Origin of the sequence: Afipia sp. P52-10, assembly GCF_000516555.1 — a bacterium.
Classification (GTDB): domain Bacteria; phylum Pseudomonadota; class Alphaproteobacteria; order Rhizobiales; family Xanthobacteraceae; genus P52-10.
This window is the reverse complement of sequence record NZ_AZSJ01000003.1, coordinates 982,284-1,001,903: the sequence shown is the minus strand read 5'-3', so window position 1 is coordinate 1,001,903 and position 19,620 is coordinate 982,284. Positions and strand designations below refer to the sequence as shown.

At 64.4% G+C, this 19,620-nt stretch carries 20 protein-coding genes; 16 read left to right on the top strand and 4 right to left on the bottom strand.

The features are described from left to right. Positions 1 to 2: 2 nt before the first annotated feature. The gene (locus X566_RS06035; protein WP_034464402.1) at positions 3 to 1,058 is read right to left on the bottom strand and encodes a polysaccharide deacetylase family protein; all 1,056 of its coding nucleotides are present in this window, start codon (positions 1,056 to 1,058) and stop codon (positions 3 to 5) included. A 188-nt stretch (positions 1,059 to 1,246) separates the two neighbouring features. On the opposite strand from X566_RS06035, the gene X566_RS06030 reads away from it, so the two are divergent. The 10 genes from X566_RS06030 (at position 1,247) to phoB (ending at position 11,151) form a co-directional block, all read left to right on the top strand. Further along, positions 1,247 to 2,641: an OmpA family protein gene (locus X566_RS06030; protein WP_034464399.1), complete on the top strand. Its 1,395-nt coding sequence runs from the start codon at positions 1,247 to 1,249 to the stop codon at positions 2,639 to 2,641. Between the two features lie 3 nt (positions 2,642 to 2,644). Beyond that, on the top strand, positions 2,645 to 2,941 hold the full coding sequence (locus X566_RS06025) for a hypothetical protein (protein ID WP_034464397.1): 297 nt from the start codon (positions 2,645 to 2,647) through the stop codon (positions 2,939 to 2,941). Positions 2,942 to 3,224: 283 nt separating this feature from the next. Then, positions 3,225 to 4,310 (top strand): lysylphosphatidylglycerol synthase domain-containing protein, encoded by a 1,086-nt coding sequence (locus X566_RS06020; RefSeq protein WP_081740218.1) that lies wholly within the window; start codon positions 3,225 to 3,227, stop codon positions 4,308 to 4,310. Positions 4,311 to 4,345: 35 nt separating this feature from the next. Further along, positions 4,346 to 5,623, top strand: coding sequence for an ATP-binding protein (locus tag X566_RS06015; RefSeq protein ID WP_034468038.1), 1,278 nt, complete (start codon positions 4,346 to 4,348; stop codon positions 5,621 to 5,623). 225 nt (positions 5,624 to 5,848) lie between these two features. Then, positions 5,849 to 6,862, top strand: coding sequence for a phosphate ABC transporter substrate-binding protein PstS (gene pstS, locus X566_RS06010; protein ID WP_034464395.1), 1,014 nt, complete (start codon positions 5,849 to 5,851; stop codon positions 6,860 to 6,862). A gap of 127 nt (positions 6,863 to 6,989) precedes the next feature. Continuing rightward, the gene (pstC, locus tag X566_RS06005) at positions 6,990 to 7,982 is read left to right on the top strand and encodes a phosphate ABC transporter permease subunit PstC (RefSeq protein WP_034468037.1); all 993 of its coding nucleotides are present in this window, start codon (positions 6,990 to 6,992) and stop codon (positions 7,980 to 7,982) included. Positions 7,983 to 7,986: 4 nt separating this feature from the next. After that, positions 7,987 to 8,862, top strand: coding sequence for a phosphate ABC transporter permease PstA (pstA, locus tag X566_RS06000; protein WP_081740073.1), 876 nt, complete (start codon positions 7,987 to 7,989; stop codon positions 8,860 to 8,862). Between the two features lie 47 nt (positions 8,863 to 8,909). Beyond that, positions 8,910 to 9,683, top strand: coding sequence for a phosphate ABC transporter ATP-binding protein PstB (gene pstB / locus X566_RS05995; RefSeq protein WP_173402581.1), 774 nt, complete (start codon positions 8,910 to 8,912; stop codon positions 9,681 to 9,683). Between the two features lie 22 nt (positions 9,684 to 9,705). Then, entirely contained in the window at positions 9,706 to 10,422 is a 717-nt protein-coding gene (phoU, locus tag X566_RS05990) for a phosphate signaling complex protein PhoU (RefSeq protein ID WP_034468035.1), read from the top strand. 18 nt (positions 10,423 to 10,440) lie between these two features. Further along, positions 10,441 to 11,151 (top strand): phosphate regulon transcriptional regulator PhoB, encoded by a 711-nt coding sequence (gene phoB, locus X566_RS05985; protein ID WP_034464391.1) that lies wholly within the window; start codon positions 10,441 to 10,443, stop codon positions 11,149 to 11,151. A gap of 102 nt (positions 11,152 to 11,253) precedes the next feature. Here the strand turns inward: phoB and X566_RS05980 are convergent, their stop codons facing one another. Next, a complete protein-coding gene (locus X566_RS05980; protein WP_034468034.1) occupies positions 11,254 to 11,760 on the bottom strand; it encodes a GcrA family cell cycle regulator in 507 nt (168 codons plus the stop codon). A 458-nt stretch (positions 11,761 to 12,218) separates the two neighbouring features. Between X566_RS05980 and X566_RS05975 the strand changes: the two genes are divergently transcribed. Genes X566_RS05975 through X566_RS05965 form a run of 3 tightly spaced genes read left to right on the top strand, consistent with a single transcriptional unit; the run spans position 12,219 to position 15,335 of the window. Then, positions 12,219 to 13,424, top strand: a complete 1,206-nt coding sequence (locus tag X566_RS05975; RefSeq protein WP_034468033.1) for an aspartate aminotransferase family protein — start codon at positions 12,219 to 12,221, stop codon at positions 13,422 to 13,424. Between the two features lie 7 nt (positions 13,425 to 13,431). Continuing rightward, positions 13,432 to 14,364: an ornithine carbamoyltransferase gene (gene argF, locus X566_RS05970; protein ID WP_409337827.1), complete on the top strand. Its 933-nt coding sequence runs from the start codon at positions 13,432 to 13,434 to the stop codon at positions 14,362 to 14,364. After that, on the top strand, positions 14,361 to 15,335 hold the full coding sequence (locus X566_RS05965; RefSeq protein ID WP_034464386.1) for an Hsp33 family molecular chaperone: 975 nt from the start codon (positions 14,361 to 14,363) through the stop codon (positions 15,333 to 15,335). Before argF ends, X566_RS05965 begins: the two co-directional genes overlap by 4 nt. Before the next feature lie 19 nt (positions 15,336 to 15,354). On the opposite strand, the gene X566_RS05960 is transcribed toward X566_RS05965, so the two are convergent. Then, positions 15,355 to 15,885 carry a GNAT family N-acetyltransferase gene (locus tag X566_RS05960; RefSeq protein ID WP_034464383.1) on the bottom strand — a complete coding sequence of 177 codons (531 nt, stop codon included), beginning with the start codon at positions 15,883 to 15,885 and terminating at the stop codon, positions 15,355 to 15,357. Between the two features lie 98 nt (positions 15,886 to 15,983). Then, positions 15,984 to 16,376 (bottom strand): Co2+/Mg2+ efflux protein ApaG, encoded by a 393-nt coding sequence (gene apaG, locus X566_RS05955; protein ID WP_034464382.1) that lies wholly within the window; start codon positions 16,374 to 16,376, stop codon positions 15,984 to 15,986. A gap of 197 nt (positions 16,377 to 16,573) precedes the next feature. On the opposite strand from apaG, the gene X566_RS05950 reads away from it, so the two are divergent. Genes X566_RS05950 through X566_RS05940 form a run of 3 tightly spaced genes read left to right on the top strand, consistent with a single transcriptional unit; the run spans position 16,574 to position 19,598 of the window. Then, positions 16,574 to 17,788, top strand: a complete 1,215-nt coding sequence (locus tag X566_RS05950) for an OpgC family protein (RefSeq protein ID WP_034464379.1) — start codon at positions 16,574 to 16,576, stop codon at positions 17,786 to 17,788. Then, complete coding sequence (locus X566_RS05945) at positions 17,785 to 18,612, top strand: SGNH/GDSL hydrolase family protein (RefSeq protein ID WP_244434690.1); 828 nt, start codon at positions 17,785 to 17,787, stop codon at positions 18,610 to 18,612. The genes X566_RS05950 and X566_RS05945 overlap by 4 nt, the downstream gene beginning before the upstream one ends. Further along, positions 18,609 to 19,598 (top strand): SGNH/GDSL hydrolase family protein, encoded by a 990-nt coding sequence (locus tag X566_RS05940; RefSeq protein ID WP_034464376.1) that lies wholly within the window; start codon positions 18,609 to 18,611, stop codon positions 19,596 to 19,598. Before X566_RS05945 ends, X566_RS05940 begins: the two co-directional genes overlap by 4 nt. Positions 19,599 to 19,620 lie beyond the last annotated feature (22 nt).

Genomic DNA, 19,620 nt, shown 5'->3' with positions numbered 1-19,620 from the left:
GGTCAGGCGGCATCGACACGGCGGAAACCGTTCCAGACCGCAGTCGCTGCGCCGGATGTCAGCACCGGCAGCAGCCGCGTGCTCTGGTAGTTGCCGTTGAGCGACAGCCGCGGCAGCGCCGTGAGATGGTTGGCACTCTCGGTGAACAGCATGCCGGGCCGGGTGGTCACCGCGGTCTTGAAGCCGAGCTTGCGGGCCAGCGCGAACTCCCGCGCCGTCGCGGCATCTTTGTCGCCATAGGGATAGGCGAGATGGGCGGCGGGCTTGTTGAGCTTGGCCTCGATCGCGCCGCGGCTGGCCGCCATCTCGTGCCTGGCGGTCTCGGGCGTGCAGGTGGCGAGATTGCAGTGGGTGAGCGTGTGGGCGCCGATGGTGACGAGCGGATCGGCAGCGAAGTTCTGCAGCTCCTGCCATGACAGGCACAGCTCGCGGGCGATCACGCCATCGTCGACGCCGTGGCGCCGGCACAGTTCGGCGAGGAGGTGCGTTATCTCCGGGCCAGGCACAGCGCGCAGCAGGTCGTGCAAGGTCGCGAACGCGATGCTCTTCGCGGCCGCATCCTGGCAATCGAGCCGCACGACCTCGCCGCCGATCGTCGTTTCGATCCGCTCGGCCCGCGCGATCAGCCGTTCGAGCGCCACCCACCAGAGCCGGCCGTTGCCGCAGGCGAAATCGCTGGTGACGTAGACGGTAAAGGGGGCGGCGAACTCCCGCATCACCGGCAACGCGAAATCGCGGTTGTCGCGATAGCCGTCGTCGAAGGTGAAGCAGGCGAAACGGCGTCTGAAGTCCCGTTCCCGCAGCCGCCGGTGCATCTCGTCGAGATCGACGATGTCGATGCCGCGTGCGCGCACATGGCGCAGCGTCGCCCGCAGGAAATCCGGCGTGATTTCCAGGTGGCGATTGGGCTGAAAGGCATCCCCGCGCGGGGGGCGCACGTGATGCAGCATGAAGATCGTGCCGACGCCGGCGAACAGCGGTTGCAGCAGCCGGTGCGCGCCGGAGAAATACAGCGCTTCCAGTCCGGCGCGGATGACATTGTGGCGAAGCTGATTCATGGCCGGTCCGGCTGGATGCGCCCAGCGCCCGATCACAGGGGCTGAGCCATCCGTTCCGTATATCGGCGAGCCTTGAAGAAACGGTTAGCCGATGCAGGCACACCCGTTCGCTGGCACTGGTCGCATTTGCAGTTTGACACCCGCCGAGGGGTTTGTTTTGTCTTGCCGCGACGGTTTCGGGTATTTGAATGCGCACATTGGTCAGGGTGGTTCGCAAGTGGTGGCCAGGGTTGATCCCGCTGGCGGTGCTCTGGGTGTTCGCTGCCTGGTTCAACACAGTTCCCTTTGAGACCAGTCTGTCCGGTCGGACGGCGGAGTCCTTGCGTGAAACGATCCTGGACAAGACCAGGGTGGAGGCGGCCGGCCGCGATCTGACGATCAGCGCCGACGCCTTCTCCGAGGAAGGCCGTCGCAGTTCGCTGGCGATTGCCGAAGCCGTTCCAGGCGTGCGGCTGGTGCATAACCAGATCAAGATCATCGACGAGGCGAAGCCGTACAATTGGTCCGCCGAGCGGAACGTCTCCCGCTTGACCCTGTCCGGCAGTGTGCCGCTTCCGGCGGTCCGATCCCGCTTGGTGGAGGCGGTGCGGGGCATCGCCGGTGGGGTCGAAGTTGTGGATCAGATGAACTTCGCGCGTGGCGTGCCGTCGCGTTACGAGGCCGCCGCCTTGCTGCTGATCGAACAGCTCGGCCGGCTGCGTGACGGCAAGGTTTCGCTCTCGAACAATGCGGTGAGCCTGTCGGGAACAGCGCGCGAACTCGGCGGCCGCGAGGCGATCGCGGCGGCATTGCGCAACCTGCCGGAAGGCTACACGGTTGCCGAGAATGCTGTCAGCGCGCCGCCCTATATCTTCCAGGTCAACAAGGATCCAGTCGCCTCCACCCTGACATTCAATGGCTACGTGCCCGACAATGCGGTGCATGCGGCGCTGATCGATGCGGCGAAGCGCAAGTTTCTCAACGAGAAGATCGTCGACAATCTGAAGGCCAGCGTCGGCGCGCCGTCAGGCTTTGCCAATGCGGTGACCGCCGCACTGGGCGCATTGTCGCGGCTCTCGACGGGATCGCTGACCATCTCCGACCGCGAGGTCAAGCTGTCCGGCGACGCGCTGTACGATGTGGCGGCCGAACAGTTGCGGTCCGGGCTTGGTGGCGAGCTGCCGCAGGGTTGGCGCGCCAATGCCGAAATCTCGGTCAAGCCGCCGGCGAGCGCGGTCGATGCCAGCGTTTGCCAGCAGCTGTTTACGGAGCTGCTGGCAATCGGCAAGATTCGCTTCGAGTCCGGTCAGGCCAACATCGATGCGGACTCGCGGGGGCTGATGGACCGGCTGGTCGAGATCGCGCTGCGGTGCCCGAACACGACTCTCGAGATCGGCGGCCATACCGACAGCGATGGCGACGCGGAGGCCAATCAGCGCTTGTCCGAGCGCCGCGCTCAGGCGGTGCTCGACTATATGGTGCGTGCGGGCCTGCCAGCGGACCGGCTGCACGCGACGGGGTACGGGCCGACGCAGCCGGTGGCATCGAACGACACCCCCGAGGGCAAGGCGCAGAATCGCCGCATCGAATTCGTGGTGAGGTAGGCCATGCTGTATCTGGCGGAATTCCATTGGGGCTGGGTCGCGGCGGCGGCGTTCATCGGCCTGCTGACCGGCTGGGTCGGCACCGTGCATCGCGGCGGCGGTCTCGCCAAGCGAACCCTGCAATGGAGCGCCCTTGCGCTGGTGGTTGCGATCGCCTGCGCGGTGGGACGGGTCGTGCCCGGCCGTTTCGGCTATTGGCTGGACCTTGGGTTGCTGCTGTTCGCTGCCTATATCGTGGGCTGCGCGCTTGGCGCATGGCTGCGCGACCTGCTGATCGCCGACCATCGTTCAGCCCCTTGAGGGCGCGGCGGATCGAAGCAGCGCGAGGTAGGATTCTGGAAACGTCAGGGACACTACCTTTATTGCGCCATGCTCAGCGTCAACATGAAGATCTGGCTGACGGCGCGGTCGTTTGCTGAACCGCGACATGTCAAGGCGTGGCAGACAACCTGCGCAGCGTCCTGATGCCGCCCTCGCGGAGGTTCCAGCATTCTGCTAGGAAGCGGCGTGGAGACCATCGTTTGAGCGTTCGAGAGCAGAGTGGATTCGACCGACCATGTCCGGCAGCAGCACTGAGATGCCGATGCTAGGGTCGATACGTCAGACGATTGCTTTCCTCCGTGAAAAGCACATCCTGCACAAGCTCGGCCTGGTGCTGAGCCTGTCGGTGATCGGCTTCGCCTGCTACGTGCTGTTTCACATGCTGCGCGACATCGACGTCGATGACCTGATCGATGCGCTGCGTGACAAATCCGAGAGCGACATTCTGTTCGCGGCGCTGTTCGTCGCCGCAGGCTATTTCACGCTGACCTTCTATGATCTGTTCGCGTTGCGCACGATCGGCCGCGGCGATGTGCCGTATCGGATCGCAGCACTCGCTGGCTTCACCAGCTATTCGGTCGGCCACAATGTCGGTGCCAGCGTGCTGACCGGCGGTGCTGTCCGTTATCGCGTCTATTCGGCCTGGGGCCTGAATGCGGTCGACGTCGCCAAGGTGTGCTTCGTCGCGGGCCTCACCTTCTGGCTCGGCAATGCCGCCGTGCTCGGGCTCGGCATCAGCTATCATCCGGAAGCGGCGGCGCAGATCGACAAGCTGCCGGTGTGGCTTAATCAGATCGTCGCCTTCGCAGCCCTTGCCGCGCTTGCAGGCTACGTGATCTGGGTGTGGATCCGCCCGCGCGTGGTGGGGCGCGGCAACTGGACGGTCACGCTGCCCGGCGGTCCGTTGACGCTGTTGCAGATCGTCATCGGCATTGTCGATCTCGGCTTCTGCGCGTTGGCGATGTACATGCTCGTTCCCGGCGAGCCGCATGTCGATTTTGTGACAGTCGCCGTGATTTTCGTCTCCGCAACGCTGCTCGGCTTTGCCAGCCACTCTCCCGGCGGGCTCGGCGTGTTCGATGCGGCAATGCTGGTCGGCCTCTGGCAGCTCGATCGCGAAGAGCTGCTTGCAGGAATGCTGCTGTTTCGCGTGCTTTATTACATCGTGCCGTTCATTCTCTCGCTGCTCATTCTCGCCGCGCGCGAACTGATCGTCAGCCGCCGCAGCGAGGCGCCTCGTGCCGCGCCGCTGCCGGAAGAGCCTCCGGCTGCGACCGATGTCATCGCCGGAAGCCTTGACGAAGCCGTGCAGACGAAGGCACTGATGCGTGAGGAGCGCCGCGCCTGAACGACGCGGCGCAATCTCTTGCCGGAGGGCAGGTGGTGGCTGCGAACGCCTCGTCTCTTTCAGCGCCATGGTCGGACCGCATCAAGCGGGCTGCGATCATTCTGCTCGTCACGGCGATCGTGCTGGGCGGTCTCGTCGTACTCACGGACCTCAGCCTCGCGCGGGCGATCTTCGCTTTCATCTGCATCGCCGCCGCCGCTCTCGTTCCCTGGCAGCTGCATGACGGTGCGCGCTCCAGCGATGCGGAGCCGCGGATCGATCCGGTTGATTCCGCGGTCGTACGCTCGCTGGTCGCCGGTCTTCCCGATCCGTCGGTGCTGCTCGATCGCGCCGGCCGCGTGCTGCATTTCAATCAGGAAGCGAGCGAGCTTGCGCCGGCGCTGCGCCGCGGCGAGCTTGCGCAGTCGGCGCTGCGGGCGCCGGAGATCGTCGCCACGCTCCGGCAGGCGCTGGCGACCAACAAGATGCAGCGGGCGACCTATGTCGAGCATGTGCCGATCGATCGCTGGATGGAGTTGGTGGTGACGCCAATTCCGGTGCCGACCCATTTCGGCGGGGCCGACACCTGCATGCTGATGACGTTCCACGACCAGACGCCGCTGCGCCGGGTCGAGGAGATGCGCGCCGATTTCGTCGCTAATGCCAGTCACGAGTTGCGCACGCCGCTGGCGGCGCTGTCCGGCTTTATCGATACATTGCTGGGGCCGGCCAAGGACGATCCCTCCGCACGGGAGCGGTTCCTCGGGATCATGCGGGTCCAGGCGACCCGGATGGCGCGGTTGATCGACGACCTGCTGTCCTTGTCGCGGATCGAACTGTCCGCCCATGTTCGTCCCAGCAGCCCGATCGACCTGCCGCCGCTGGTGCGTCAGGTGGTGGATGGTCTCGAGGTGTTGGCGCAGGAGCGCGGCGTCGAGGTGACCGTCGATATTCCGGAAACGCCGGTAATCGTGCCGGGTGATCGCGACGAACTGCTGCGGCTATTCGAGAATTTGATCGAGAACGGCCTGAAATACGGCGCGTCTGGCGGCAAGGTCGAGGTGACGCTGGTCGAGACGCCTGCCGAGATCCGCGTCAAGGTCCGTGACTACGGTCCCGGCATTGCGCCGGAGCATCTGCCGCGCCTGACCGAGCGCTTCTACCGTGTCGATGTCGGCGACAGCCGGGCGCAGGGCGGGACCGGGTTAGGCCTGTCGCTGGTGAAGCATATTTTGAACCGCCACCGCGGCCGGCTCCTGATCGAAAGCGTCCCCGACAAGGGCGCAACGTTTACCGCGGTTTTCCCCAAGGCGGCTGCCGTCGAAGCGCGATAGCCGTGTGATTTCAGAGGCTTGCCTCTGTCATCCAGCTGTCATCGAACTCTCATAAATCCATGACGGGCGCGATCTAGACCGGTCTCGCCGCTCGGACGGTTAACGGTGATTGAACGCCGGAACCGCCGGGTGAGCCAAGCTACTGCGGATCGCGGGCAACGTGGCGCCCGGCCAGCGTGTTGTCATCGGCGGACGATGAGCGCGCGATTAACATGGAGAGAGCCAGTGAATTTTCTCAAAGCAACTCTCGCCGCCAGCGTTCTCGCTGCGACGGCGCTCAGCGCGCAGGCCGCCGACATTACCGGCGCGGGCGCGACCTTCCCGTTTCCGATCTATTCGAAGTGGGCCGACACGTACAAGAAGGAGACCGGCAACGGCCTGAACTATCAGTCGATCGGCTCCGGCGCCGGCATCAAGCAGATCCAGGCCAAGACCGTGACTTTCGGCGCCACCGACGCGCCGCTGAAGGCCGATCAGCTTGAGAAGGACGGCCTCGTGCAGTGGCCGCAGGTGATGGGCGCGATCGTGCCGGTCGTCAATCTCGACGGCGTCAAGCCGGGCGAGCTGGTGCTGAGCGGCCAGGTGCTCGCCGACATCTATCTCGGCAAGATCACCAAGTGGGACGATGCGGCGATCAAGAAGCTGAACCCCTCGGTCAACCTGCCGGCGACGGCGATCGCCGTGGTCCGCCGCTCTGACGGTTCGGGCACGACGTTCAACTTCACGGATTACCTGGCGAAGGCGAGCGACGAGTGGAAGAGCAAGGTCGGCTCGAACACCGCGGTCGAATGGCCGGTCGGCGTTGGCGCCAAGGGCAACGAAGGCGTCGCCGGTAACGTGTCGCAGACCAAGAACTCGATCGGTTATGTCGAGTATGCGTACGCGAAGCAGAACAAGCTGACCTACGCCGCTCTCGTCAACAAGGCCGGCAAGACCGTGCAGCCGACGATTGCGACCTTCCAGGCCGCCGCAGCCAATGCCGATTGGGCGAAGGCTCCGGGCTACTATGTGATCCTGACCGATCAGCCCGGCGACCAGTCGTGGCCGATCACCGCCGCGACCTTCATCCTGATGCACAAGCAGCCGACCGATAAGGCCGCTGCCGCCGAGGCAATCAAGTTCTTCACCTGGGCGTTCGAGAAGGGCGGCAAGGCTGCCGAGGAACTCGACTACATCCCGATGCCGGCTTCGGTGGTCGATCTGATCAAGAAGACCTGGAGCGCGGACATCAAGAGCTGATCACACGCAGCGATCAAGGGAGGGCGGCCGCCGCCCTCCCGCAGTCGCCATCACGGCATGAGCGAGACGGTGACGGCAGTTGCAGATGCGTAGCGACAATGTAAGGGTGGGGGATCGCGTGGCAGACATCGTCGTTCAAGGGGGATCGTTGGAAGCGTCCGAGCCATTCGACCGCGCTCGTGCCCTCAGTGCGTTCAAGCTCAGCGACAGCCTTTTCTACTGGGCGACCCGCCTCGCCGCGCTGTCGGTGCTCGGCATCCTGGGCGGTATCATTCTCTCGCTGATCGTCGGCGCCTGGCCGGCGATGAAAGCCTTCGGTTTCGAATTTCTCTGGACCCAGCGGTGGGCGCCGTCGGCGCAGCCGGAGCCCGTCATGGGCGCGCTCGGCCCGATCTACGGGACGCTCGTCACCTCGGTCATCGCCATGTTGATTGCCGTGCCGGTCGGTCTCGGCATCGCCGTCTTCCTCACCGAACTCTGCCCGCAATGGCTGCGCCGGCCGATCGGCATCGCCGTCGAACTGCTCGCCGGCATTCCCTCGATCATCTACGGCATGTGGGGCTTCTTCGTGCTCGGCCCGTTCCTGGCGCACACGTTCCAGCCGTTCATGATCAGCATCTTCGAGGGCGTTCCGGTGCTCGGTGCGGTCTTCGCGGGCCCGCCATCCTATCTCAGCCTGTTCAACGCCTCGCTGATCCTGGCGATCATGGTGCTGCCATTCATCACTGCGGTCTCGCGCGACGTGTTCGCGACCGTTCCGCCGGTGCTGAAGGAGGCGGCCTACGGCGTCGGCTGCACAACCTGGGAAGTGATCCGCTACGTGGTGATCCCCTACACCCGCGTCGGCGTGATCGGCGGCGTCATGCTGGCGCTCGGCCGCGCGCTCGGCGAAACGATGGCGGTGACGTTCATCATCGGCAACTCGTTCCGCGTCTCCTCGTCGATCTTCGCGCCGGGCACGACGATCTCGGCGGCGATCGCCTCGGAGTTTGCCGAGAGCGACGGCCTGCACCAGTCGTCGCTGATCCTGCTCGGCCTGCTGCTGTTCATTCTGACATTCTTCGTGCTCGCTGCGGCGCGGCTGATGCTGCTGCGACTCGAGCGCAAGGCGGGGAAGTGACGCCATGACCATCGCCGATACCAGCGTTCCGGCTGCCAATCCGATCTATAGCCGCCGCCGGCGGGCGGACGTCATCGTGCGCCTGCTCTGCGTCGGTGCGGCGCTGTTCGGCGTGAGCTGGCTCGCGCTGATCCTGTTCACGTTGTTCTGGAACGGGCTTGCCGGCATCAGCCTGCAGATCTTCACGGAGATGACACCGCCGCCGGGCTCCAACAGCGGCGGCCTGCTCAATGCCATCGTCGGTTCGCTGCTCATGACGTTGATCGGCGTCGGCATCGGCGCGCCGCTTGGCCTGTTCGCCGGCACTTACATGGCCGAGTACGGCCGTCACGACCAGCTCACCTCGGTCGTCCGCTTCATCAACGACATTCTGCTGAGCGCGCCGTCGATCATCATCGGTCTGTTCGTCTACGGCGCGGTGGTGGTGCCGATGGGCGGCTTCTCGGCGCTCGCCGGTGCGCTGGCGCTGGCGGTGATCGTCATTCCGGTGGTGGTGCGCACCACCGAGGACATGCTGCTGCTGGTGCCCAATCCGCTGCGCGAGGCGGCGTCCGCCCTCGGCCTGCCGCGGTCGCTGGTGATCCGCCGCGTCGCCTATCGCGCCGCCCGCGCCGGCATCATCACCGGCGTTCTGCTCGCCACCGCCCGCGTGGCAGGTGAAACCGCGCCGCTGTTGTTCACGGCGCTGTCGAACCAGTTCTGGAGCCTCGATCTCACCAAGACGATGGCCAACCTGCCGGTCACCATCAACAACTTCGTGCAGAGTCCTTACGACTACTGGAAGCAGCTCGCCTGGGCGGGCGCGCTGATCATCACGCTTGCAGTTCTGGCCCTGAATATCGGTGCGCGTATCCTTGGCGCCGAAAGGACGAATAAATGAGCAGCCTCAACGTTTCCGTCGATCTTCCTCAGACGTCGGCGCCGCCGATGTCGGCCACCGCCGACAGCACGCCGAAGATCACCGTTCGCGACCTCAACTTCTTCTACGGCGACGCGCGTGCGCTGAAGAACATCAACCTGACGCTCGGCACCAACCGCGTCACGGCCTTCATCGGCCCGTCGGGGTGCGGCAAGTCCACCTTGCTGCGCATCTTCAACCGGATGTACGATCTGTATCCGGGCCAGCGCGCGGAAGGGCAGATCCTGCTCGACAAGACCAATATTCTGGACCCGAAGCTCGATCTCAATCTCTTGCGCGCGCGGGTCGGCATGGTGTTCCAGAAGCCGACGCCGTTTCCGATGACGATCTACGAGAACATCGCTTTCGGCATCCGCCTGTACGAGAAGATCTCCCGGTCGGAGATGGACGATCGCGTCGAGGCGGCGCTACGCGGCGGTGCGCTCTGGGACGAGGTGAAGGACAAGCTCAATGCCTCGGGCCTCAGCCTGTCGGGCGGCCAGCAGCAGCGGCTGTGCATCGCGCGGACCATTGCGGTGCGCCCGGAGGTGATCCTGTTCGACGAGCCGTGCTCGGCGCTCGATCCGATCTCGACCGCCAAGATCGAAGAGCTGATCAACGGCCTGAAGGAAGATTATACGATCGCGATCGTGACCCATAATATGCAGCAGGCCGCGCGCGTGTCGGACTATACGGCGTTCATGTATCTCGGCGAGCTGATCGAGTTCGACGCGACTAACAAGATCTTCACCTCGCCGTCGGATCGCCGGACGCAAGATTACATTACCGGCCGGTTCGGTTGAGCCGCGCTTTTTGGAGATGGTCATGGCTTCAGAACATACCGCAAAGGCATTCGACGCCGATCTGCAGGAGCTCGCGCGTCTGGTTGCCGAGATGGGCGGCCTGGCCGAGCGCCAGATCGGCGACTCCGTCGACGCGCTGGTGCGCCGCGATGCCGCGCTCGCCAAGCAGGTCGTCGAACTCGATACCGAGATCGACAGGCTGCAGCATCAGATCGAGGAGCGGGCGGTGCTGACGATCGCCCGCCGCCAGCCGATGGCGGTCGACCTGCGCGAGATCGTTGGCGCGTTGCGCGTCGCCACCGACCTGGAGCGGATCGGCGACCTCGCCAAGAACATCGGCAAGCGGGTCAACCAGCTTGATGGCGATTTTCATCCGATGAAGCTGATCCGCGGCCTCGAGCATATGACGGCGCTGGTGCAGTCGCAGATCAAGTCGGTGCTGGATGCCTATGCCGCACACGATCTGCCGGCGGCGATGGCGGTGTGGAAGGGCGACGAGGAGGTCGATGCGATCTGCACCTCTTTGTTCCGCGAATTGCTCACCTACATGATGGAAGACCCGCGCAACATCTCGTTCTGTATCCACCTGATGTTCTGCGCCAAGAATATCGAGCGGATCGGCGATCACGCCACCAACATCGCCGAGACGGTGTTCTACATGATCGAAGGTCAGCAGATCTCCGACAAGCGCCCGAAGGGCGATATGACCAGCTTCGCCGCGATGGCGCCTGGCAACTAAGCGAACGACAGGGGTTTCATGAACGCACGGATTCTGGTTGTCGAAGACGAAGAGGCGCTGACGACGCTCTTGCGTTACAATCTCGACGCGGAAGGCTACGACGTCGAAACCGTCGGGCGTGGCGACGAAGCCGATACGCGCTTGAAGGAGCGTGTGCCCGACCTGGTGGTGCTCGACTGGATGCTGCCGGGGCTCTCCGGCATCGAACTGTGCCGCCGCCTGCGGGCCCGTCCTGAAACGCGGCAGTTGCCGATCATCATGCTGACCGCGCGCGGCGAGGAAAGCGAGCGAGTGCGCGGGCTCGCCACCGGCGCCGACGACTATATCGTCAAGCCGTTCTCAGTGCCGGAGCTGTTGGCGCGCGTGCGCGGCCTGTTGCGCCGCGCCTCGCCGGAGCGGATGGCCAACGTGCTGTCCTGGGGCGACCTGGAGCTCGATCGCGAGAAGCGTCGCGTCTCCCGCGCGGGCCAGCCGATCGAACTCGGTCCGACCGAGTATCGCCTGCTCGAGTTCTTCCTTGAGCATCCGGGCCGCGTGTTCAGCCGCGAGCAACTGCTCGACAGCGTCTGGGGCCGGGACATCTACATCGACGAACGCACCGTCGATGTGCATATCGGCCGTCTGCGCAAGCTGTTGAACTCCGGCCGGGCGATCGATCCGATCCGCACCGTGCGCGGCGCGGGCTATGCTCTCGACGATCGTTTCGGCAAGGTGGAGCAGCAGCAGTAGCGGCAGCCCGCATGCGGTGACACCAGCAGCATAACAACGCAGAAGGGCCTGACTTTAAGTCAGGCCCTTTGTTTTTGTTCGTTTCGGTCGTTCGCTTGCGCCTCAGCGCGGCCGCGACGGGTTCCGGCGGCGGTCCGCAGCCGGCTGATAGGCGACTCGGGAGTGATGGCCGCAGTAGGGAAGACCGGTGAGCGACTTGCCGCCACAGAAGAAAAAGTCGGCGCTGCCGGGATCGCCGACCGGCCAGTGGCAGGTATCTTCGGTGAGTTCCAGGAGCGTCTTGCGTTGACTCATCGGAACCACGTTGTCGAAGGCGATCGGATCGGCCTCGACTTCCATCTCGAAGGCATGAGCCAGCGCGGTGTTGCCGCGTGAGACCGGACGCGAGATGCGCATGATGTGCTGGGCGGGCCGCGCCTTGCGCGGACGCGGGACGGATGTGGACGGTGACTTGGCGCGGCCGGAGAGTCCGAGCCGATGGACTTTGCCGATCACGGCATTGCGCGTGACATTGCCGAGTTCAGCCGCGATCTGGCTTGCCGAAAGCCCCGCTTCCCAGAGCTTCTTGAGTTGCTCCACGCGCTCGTCGGACCAGGTAATGACTGTCATCGCCTTCTTCCCTTGTTGTCGCATGCGCGTTGCGCGCACATGTGACTGGAACCTCCGGCGCGATTTCGCCGGCCTCGGGCCGCTGAATCCCTCCTCCCTCGCCGGAATCGCCTTTAACGACCGGACGCTACGCCTTAACAAAAACGACCTGAGGGGGCAGAACCGCTGCACGAGATGTCGTGTCTTATGGCCCAAACGCTACAATATGCGCTGACTCGCGCGCAAGAGTCCGGGGCTGTGAATTCCGACATGAGCTGTGAAGAAATCAGCAAAATGGGCTTTTTCTACGGTCGCCGTGACCGAACTGCCGCTGTTGACAGTTCGCGGCCCACCAATAGAATGTTGCCTGTGCCGCCTTGGAAGGGCGGCACTTTTATTTCGGGCCGACGCCAAAGCCTAGCGCACTCAATATGATGCCGGGCACGAAGCGCCCCCCTGATCCAATGAACCAGGTCGCCATGAACCAGATCGCACAGACCCATCTGCTTCCCGTTTTCGCCCGTGCCGACGTCGCCTTCGAGCGCGGCGAGGGGGCGTGGCTGATCGCGACGAACGGCGATCGTTATCTCGATTTCGGCAGCGGCGTCGCAGTCAATGCGCTCGGCCATGCACATCCGCATCTGGTCAAGGCGATGACCGAGCAGCTCGGCAAGGTCTGGCACGTCTCCAACCTCTATTCGATGCCCGACGGCGAGAAGCTCGCGCGCCGGCTGTGCGAGGCGAGCTTTGCCGACGTCGCCTTCTTCTGCAACTCCGGCGCCGAAGCGGTGGAGTGCGCGATCAAGATGGCGCGCAAGTATCAGCATGCGAGCGGCAAGGGCGAACGCTATCGCATCATCACGTTCGAAGGCGCATTCCATGGCCGCACGCTTGCGACCATCGCCGCCGGCGGCCAGGCGAAATATCTCGAAGGCTTCGGCCCGCCGGTCGAAGGCTTCGATCAGGTGCCGCTCGGCGACATCGAGGCGGTCAAGACGGCGATCGGTCCGCAGACCGCGGCGATCATGATCGAGCCGCTGCAGGGCGAGGGCGGCGTGCGTTCGCCATCGCCGCAGTTCTTCAAGGCGCTGCGCGAGCTGTGCGACCGTAACGGGCTGCTGCTGGTGTTCGACGAGGTGCAGACCGGCATGGGCCGCACCGGTGAGATTTTCGCCTACAAGCGGACCGGCGTGACGCCGGACATCATGTCGCTCGCCAAGGCGCTCGGTGGCGGCTTCCCGATCGGTGCATGCCTTGCAACGAAGGAAGCGGCCAAGGGTATGACGGCCGGCACGCATGGCTCCACCTTCGGCGGCAATCCGCTGGCGATGACGGCAGCCAATGCGGTGCTCGACGTGATGCTGGCGCCGGGCTTCGTCGACCATGTGCAGCGCATGTCGCTGTTGCTGAAGCAGAAGCTCGCGGGCATCTGCGATCGCCATCCCGACATCCTCAGCGAGGTGCGCGGCGAGGGGCTGTTGCTCGGCGTCAAGGCGGTGATCCCGGCCGGCGATCTCGGCAATGCGCTGCGCGACGAGAAGCTGCTGACGGTTGCGGCCGGTGACAATGTGCTGCGCATGCTGCCGCCGCTGATCGTCAGCGAGGCGGAGATCGACGAGGCGGTGCAGCGCATCGAGCGGGCCTGCGCCAAGCTGAGCGCTGCCGCGAAGCGGGGAGTGGCCTGACGTGAACATGCCGCCTCGTCATTTTCTCGATATCAGCGCATTACCGCAGGCCGACCTGCGGGCGATGCTGGACACCAGCCTCGCGTTGAAGACTCGGCGCAAGCAGGGGCTGAACGGCACCGCCGACCGTCCGCTCGCGGGCAAGACGCTGGCGATGATCTTTGAAAAGCCCTCAACGCGAACGCGGGTGTCGTTCGACGTCGGCATGCGCCAGCTCGGCGGCGAGGCGATCATGCTGACCGGCGCCGAGATGCAACTCGGCCGCGGCGAGACGATCGCCGACACCGCACGGGTGCTGTCGCGCTATGTCGACGCCATCATGATCCGTATCCTCAGCCACGATGCGCTGCTGGAACTCGCCGAGCACGCCACCGTGCCGGTGATCAACGGGCTGACGCGGTTGTCGCATCCGTGCCAGGTGATGGCCGACGTGATGACCTATGAGGAGCATCGCGGGCCTATCACCGGACGCACCGTGGCCTGGAGCGGCGACGACAACAACGTGCTGGCCTCCTGGGTGCATGCGGCGCAGCGCTTCGATTTCAAGCTCAACGTCGCGACCCCGCCGGAACTGGCGCCGAAGAAGCCGCTGAAGGATTGGATCAAGCTGAACAATGCCGCGGTGCGGCTCGGCAACGACCCGGAGGAGATGGTGCGCGATGCCGACTGCGTCGTCACCGATACCTGGGTCTCGATGGGGGATAAGGATGGCGAGCATCGCCACAACCTGTTGCGGCGCTATCAGGTCAATGCCAAGCTGATGTCGTTGGCCAAGCCCGACGCGCTGTTCATGCATTGTCTGCCAGCGCACCGTGGCGAGGAGGTGACCGATGAGGTCATCGATGGTCCACAGTCGGTGGTGTTTGATGAGGCCGAGAACCGCCTGCACGCGCAAAAAGGTATTCTTGCCTGGTGTTTTAACGCGGCGAAGCCGGAATGACGGATGACACTCTCGTTCGCGAGCCGTCGGCAGCGCCGCTGCACGACGCGCTGATTCCATTCGAGGTCGCCTCGCTCGACCTGCGCGGCCGGCTGGTCAAGCTCGGCCCGGCGCTGGACGATATCCTGACCAAGCACGCTTATCCGCCCGCGGTGAGCAAGGTGCTCGGCGAGGCGATCGTGCTCACCTCGCTGCTCGGCTCGTCGTTGAAGTTCGAAGGGCGCTTCATCCTGCAGACCCAGACCGACGGTCCGATCTCGATGATCGTCGTCAACTTCACGGCGCCGGACAAGCTGCGCGCCTATGCGCGCTTCGATACCACGCGATTGAAGTTCGGCCAGACCACCGGCGAACTGCTGGGCAAGGGCCATCTGGCGATGACCATCGATCAGGGCTCGGACATGAGCCGCTATCAGGGGCTGGTGGCGCTGGACGGCGGCGATCTGGAAGCGGCCGCGCACGAATACTTCCTGCGCTCGGAGCAGATTCCGACGCGTGTGCGGCTTGCGGTTGGCGAGGAGCTGCGTGGGCAGGGCGGGCCCCGTCATCGTTGGCGTGCTGGCGGATTGCTGCTGCAGTTCCTGCCGAAATCGCCGGAGCGCGCGCGGCAGGCGGATCTGCATCCAGGCGATGCGCCGGAAGGAACCGAGCCGCACACCACCGAGGTCGATGACGCCTGGGTCGAGGGTCAGTCGCTGATGCAGACGGTGGAGGATGTCGAACTGATCGATCCGGAGCTGTCCGGCGAGCGGCTGCTGTTCCGCCTGTTCCATGAGCGCGGCGTGCGGGTGTTTCAGCCGCAGCATGTCCAGGCCAAGTGCTCGTGTTCGCGCCAGGCGGTGGAGGGCATGCTGAAGGGCTTCACCAAGCGCGAGCGGATCGAGATGGTGAAGGACAGCAAGATCGAGGTGACCTGCGAATTCTGCTCCTCGGTCTACACGTTCACGCCGGAAGAGGCCGACGCGGTTTGACGCGCGAGTGTCGCGCCCGTCACGCGCGCCTGACGGGCGCGTCCGGGTCGCTGCGGCGGTCGAGCGTCAATTGCAGGAACGCGAGGTCGAGCCAGATGCCGAACTTGGTGCCGACCTCCTTCATATGGCCGACAGTTTCGAAGCCGAGTTTGTGATGCAGCTTGATCGACGCCTCGTTGCGGGCTTCGATCGCTGCGACCATGACATGCTTGCCGAGCCTTCGGGCGCAGCCGATCAGGCCGAGCATTAGCGCTGTGCCGATGCCGCCGCCGCGCTGATCCCCCCGCACATAGACGGAGTGTTCGACCGTGTGCCGGTAACCGTCGAACGCCCGCCAGTCGCCGAAGGTGGCGTAGCCGAGCACAGCGCCATCGTCGCCGACCGCCACCAGCACCGGGTAGCCCTGGCGCTGCCGGTCGGCCAGCCAGGCGGCGCGGTTGGCGGCGTCGACCTCGACCTCGTTCCAGATTGCGGTGGTGTTGCTGACAGCGTCGTTATAGATCGCCACGATACCGTCGATGTCCGCCGCCCTGGCGTCCCTGATCTGCATGGTAATGGCTCCTTGCTGGCGTGGCGATGCGGTGGCCTTGGCTCAGCGTTTGGGCGGACGGCGCCGCCTGTCGCTGGTTAGGCATTCCGGATCATGCCTCAGTTCAGCGTGCGGTTGCCATTCGGACTGTCGAGCGAGAATGTCGGGATGTCGATCTCGAACCGTTCGCCGTGATCGGTGACCATCTGATAGCGGCCGGTCATGAATCCGGAGGGCGTCTGCAGCGGTACGCCGCTGACATACTCATAAGTCTCGCCTGGGCTGAGCGTCGGTTGTTCGCCGACCACGCCTTCGCCCTTGACGACCTGCTCGCGTCCGGTCGCGTCGGTGATGATCCAGTGCCGCCGCTTGAGCTGTACGGTTTCGGTTCCGTGGTTGGCGATGACGATTCTGTAGGCCCAGAAATAGTAGTGCTTCTCGGCCGACGAACGCTCCGGCATGAAGCTCGGCTCGACGCGGACTTCGATTTCGCGGGTCACCGCTTTGTACATTTGCTGCCGATACCTGCTGTCGATGCCTGGCCGAGGCCTGTCCTTGATCGTGCCGTATTATAGCGGACAAAACCGGACAAGGATACGAGCCGCCTGCGGCACCCTGGATGCTTGAACTTTCGGTGATGGTCTGCTTGCCAAGCTGTTGCCTGCGAATGGATCGCGATAGGATTTGACGAGACCAACATGGATCACGCATGACGCTTGCTGTCGCCCATGGCGAGACGCCGCTGCCGAAACTCGTCGTGCCGGCGCCGTCGGCGGCTGAGCGCGAACTGCGGCTCGATCTGTTTCGCGGCCTGGCGCTGTGGTTCATCTTTATCAATCACCTGCCGGCCAACGTGCTGACCTGGTTCACGCTGCGCAATTTCGGTTTTAGCGACGCCACCGAGATGTTCATCTTCATCTCCGGCTATACGGCGGCGTTCGTTTATGGACGGGCGATGCAGGAGCGCGGCGTCGTCGTCGCTTCGGCCCGCATCCTCAAGCGCGCCTGGCAGATCTATGTCGCGCACATCTTCCTGTTCACCATCTATCTTGCCGAGATCTCCTACGTCGGGGCGCGGTTCGACAACCCGCTCTATGCGGAGGAGATGAACATCCTCGATTTTCTCAAGCACCCCGATGTAACGATCGTGCAGGCGCTGTTGCTGCGCTTCCGCCCGGTCAACATGGACGTGCTGCCGCTTTATATCGTGCTGATGGTGTTCTTCCCGCCGGTGCTGTGGCTGCTGCGCAAGAAGGCGGACCTCGCGCTCGGGCTGTCGGTGCTGCTCTATGCGATCACCTGGGAGTTCGAGCTGGCGCTGCCGTCCTATCCGAGTGGCTCGTGGTTCTTCAACCCGTATGCGTGGCAGCTTCTGTTCGTGTTCGGCGCCTGGTGCGCGCTCGGCGGCGCGGCACGGATGGCGCGGATATTGGCGTCGCCGATCACGATCTGGCTTGCGGCGGTTTACCTCGTGTTCGCGTTCGCGGTGACGCTGACCTGGCACTTCCCGAAGATCGACTTCCTGATGCCGAACGTGCTCGCGCGCTGGATGTATCCGATCAGCAAGACCGACCTGGATGTCTTAAGATTTGCTCATTTTCTTGCGCTGGCGACGTTGACCATCCACTTTATTCCCAGTGGATGGCCAGGGCTGAAATCGCCCTGGCTCCGCCCGATGATCCTGTGCGGCCAGCACTCGCTCGAGATCTTCTGCGTCGGGGTGTTCCTGGCCTTCGCTGGGCACTTCATCATGGTCGAAATGTCCGGCGGCGCTTGGATGCATTTCGTTATCAGTGTTGCGGGAATCCTGATCATGTGGGCCATCGCCTGGGTGCTGGCGTGGTACAAGGGGGTCGCGGAACGGCGCGACCAGCAGGTTCGCGCCAGAGAGTCCGGAGGTAAAATCTCCGGCGGAGAGATATGATGAGAGCCATTCTCGGAGCCATCGTCGTTGCCGGCCTTTTGGCCGGCGCTGCGGCGTATGCGCAGGAGAAGGCGACGGCGCCGCAAGCGGCCGAGAAGCCTGTCACGGGCGGCGCGGATACAGCGGCCGCCGAGAAGAAGCCATGCGATGTGCCGGCAGATTTGCTGCCAATGGGCGATAACGTGCTGGACAAGGTCGCCCAGGCCATCAAGGCAAACAAGAAGCTCGACGTGCTGGTGGTCGGCAGCGGCTCATCGACCCTGGCGGGCCCCGACGGCGTGTCGCTGGCGTATCCCGCCCGGCTCGAAGCGAACCTGCGCGAACAGCTTCCGGGCATTGCCGTCGCGGTTGCCACCAGCCTGCAGCCGAAGCGGACCGCGGAGGAGACGGCGGAAACCCTGTCCGGGCTCGTCGCCGAAAAGAAGCCGGACCTTTTGATCTGGCAGACGGGCACCGTCGACGCGCTGCGCTCGATCCATCCGGATGACTTCCGCAATGCCATCGATGAAGGCGTGGCGAACGTGAAGGCCGCCGGTGCCGACGTGATGCTGATGAACCTGCAGTACAGTCCCCGGATCGAAACGATGCTGCCGACGTCGCCTTATCTCGACAACATTCGGGCGGTGGCGCAGCAGCAGGATATCCTGCTGTTCGATCGTTATGCGATCATGCATAGCTGGGCTGAAAACGGCGTGTTCGACCTCTCGCATGCCTCGCGCAGCTTAACCCTTGCCAAAGGGGTCCATGACTGCATAGGACGAGCGCTGGCGGGGTACGTCATCGCAGGCGCCAAGGTTCCGTCTGCGGAACCCAGGGTTCAATGATGGTGAAATTCGCAGGAACGATCCGGTGGCAGTGTGGCGCCGCCGCGCTGCTGGCGTTGTCGCTCGGTACTGTATGGCCGCGACCGGCCACGGCCCAGACGCAGGCTCCGGCGGCACCGTCCGCCGCATCGTCAACGGTTGCCGCAACGACACCGCAACAGCCTGCGGCCGGCGTCACCGAACAGGCCAAGGACAAGCTCGGCGCGGCCGCCGGCAAGCTCGACGATGCGGTCAAGCGTGCAGCGGACATTTTCAATCGCGTGCCGTGCTCCAGCAAGAACGCCTACATGGAAGGTTCGCTGCCGGGCATCGCCAAGAAGCTCGCGGCCGGTCAGCCGGTCACCATCGTCGCGTTCGGTTCGTCCTCGACGGTTGGCTTCGGGACGACCTCGCCGATCTTCTCCTATCCGTATCGTCTCGCCGACCAGTTGCGGCGCAAGTATCCGAAGTCGGACATCACCGTGCTCAACCGCGGCATCGGCGGCGAGGACACGGTGCAGATGCTGAAGCGGATCAAGGTCGCGGTGCTCGACGCCAAGCCGGACCTGGTGATCTGGCAGCTCGGCACCAACACCGTGATCAAGGAAGATGACGCGGCCGTTGCGCGCACCGAGGCGCTGGTCAACGAGGGCATCGACAAGCTGAAGGCGACCGGCGCCGACGTCGTGCTGATCGATCCGCAGTTCGTGCCGGCCACCACCAGCAAGGACGCCGAGGAGAAGAGCAACAAGATGGTCAGCCTGCTGACGCGGATCGCGCAGGCGCGGCAGATCGCGCACTTCCCGCGCTTCTCCGTCATGCGAGGGTGGCACGATGACCAGAAGCTGCCGTTCGACAGCTTCGTCATTCACGACGGTCTGCACATGAACGACTGGGGCTATGCCTGCTTCGCCCAGTTGCTCGGCGACACCATCATCGACACGGTGTCGCGGGTTCAGGCGGGCATCGAGATTCCACCGGACGTGCTGCTCTACCGGCCGATGTAAGGGCTGGAAAGAGAACACCCCT

Bases quoted from the DNA above. Each gene is read 5' to 3' on its own strand.
- X566_RS06035 (WP_034464402.1), bottom strand. From the start codon at position 1,058: ATGAATCAGCTTCGCCACAATGTCATCCGCGCCGGACTGGAAGCGCTG.
- X566_RS06030 (WP_034464399.1), top strand. From the start codon at position 1,247: ATGCGCACATTGGTCAGGGTGGTTCGCAAGTGGTGGCCAGGGTTGATC.
- X566_RS06025 (WP_034464397.1), top strand. From the start codon at position 2,645: ATGCTGTATCTGGCGGAATTCCATTGGGGCTGGGTCGCGGCGGCGGCG.
- X566_RS06020 (WP_081740218.1), top strand. From the start codon at position 3,225: ATGCTAGGGTCGATACGTCAGACGATTGCTTTCCTCCGTGAAAAGCAC.
- pstA (WP_081740073.1), top strand. From the start codon at position 7,987: ATGACCATCGCCGATACCAGCGTTCCGGCTGCCAATCCGATCTATAGC.
- pstB (WP_173402581.1), top strand. From the start codon at position 8,910: ATGTCGGCCACCGCCGACAGCACGCCGAAGATCACCGTTCGCGACCTC.
- phoU (WP_034468035.1), top strand. From the start codon at position 9,706: ATGGCTTCAGAACATACCGCAAAGGCATTCGACGCCGATCTGCAGGAG.
- phoB (WP_034464391.1), top strand. From the start codon at position 10,441: ATGAACGCACGGATTCTGGTTGTCGAAGACGAAGAGGCGCTGACGACG.
- X566_RS05980 (WP_034468034.1), bottom strand. From the start codon at position 11,760: ATGACAGTCATTACCTGGTCCGACGAGCGCGTGGAGCAACTCAAGAAG.
- X566_RS05975 (WP_034468033.1), top strand. From the start codon at position 12,219: ATGAACCAGATCGCACAGACCCATCTGCTTCCCGTTTTCGCCCGTGCC.
- argF (WP_409337827.1), top strand. From the start codon at position 13,432: ATGCCGCCTCGTCATTTTCTCGATATCAGCGCATTACCGCAGGCCGAC.
- X566_RS05965 (WP_034464386.1), top strand. From the start codon at position 14,361: ATGACGGATGACACTCTCGTTCGCGAGCCGTCGGCAGCGCCGCTGCAC.
- X566_RS05960 (WP_034464383.1), bottom strand. From the start codon at position 15,885: ATGCAGATCAGGGACGCCAGGGCGGCGGACATCGACGGTATCGTGGCG.
- apaG (WP_034464382.1), bottom strand. From the start codon at position 16,376: ATGTACAAAGCGGTGACCCGCGAAATCGAAGTCCGCGTCGAGCCGAGC.
- X566_RS05950 (WP_034464379.1), top strand. From the start codon at position 16,574: ATGACGCTTGCTGTCGCCCATGGCGAGACGCCGCTGCCGAAACTCGTC.
- X566_RS05945 (WP_244434690.1), top strand. From the start codon at position 17,785: ATGATGAGAGCCATTCTCGGAGCCATCGTCGTTGCCGGCCTTTTGGCC.
- X566_RS05940 (WP_034464376.1), top strand. From the start codon at position 18,609: ATGATGGTGAAATTCGCAGGAACGATCCGGTGGCAGTGTGGCGCCGCC.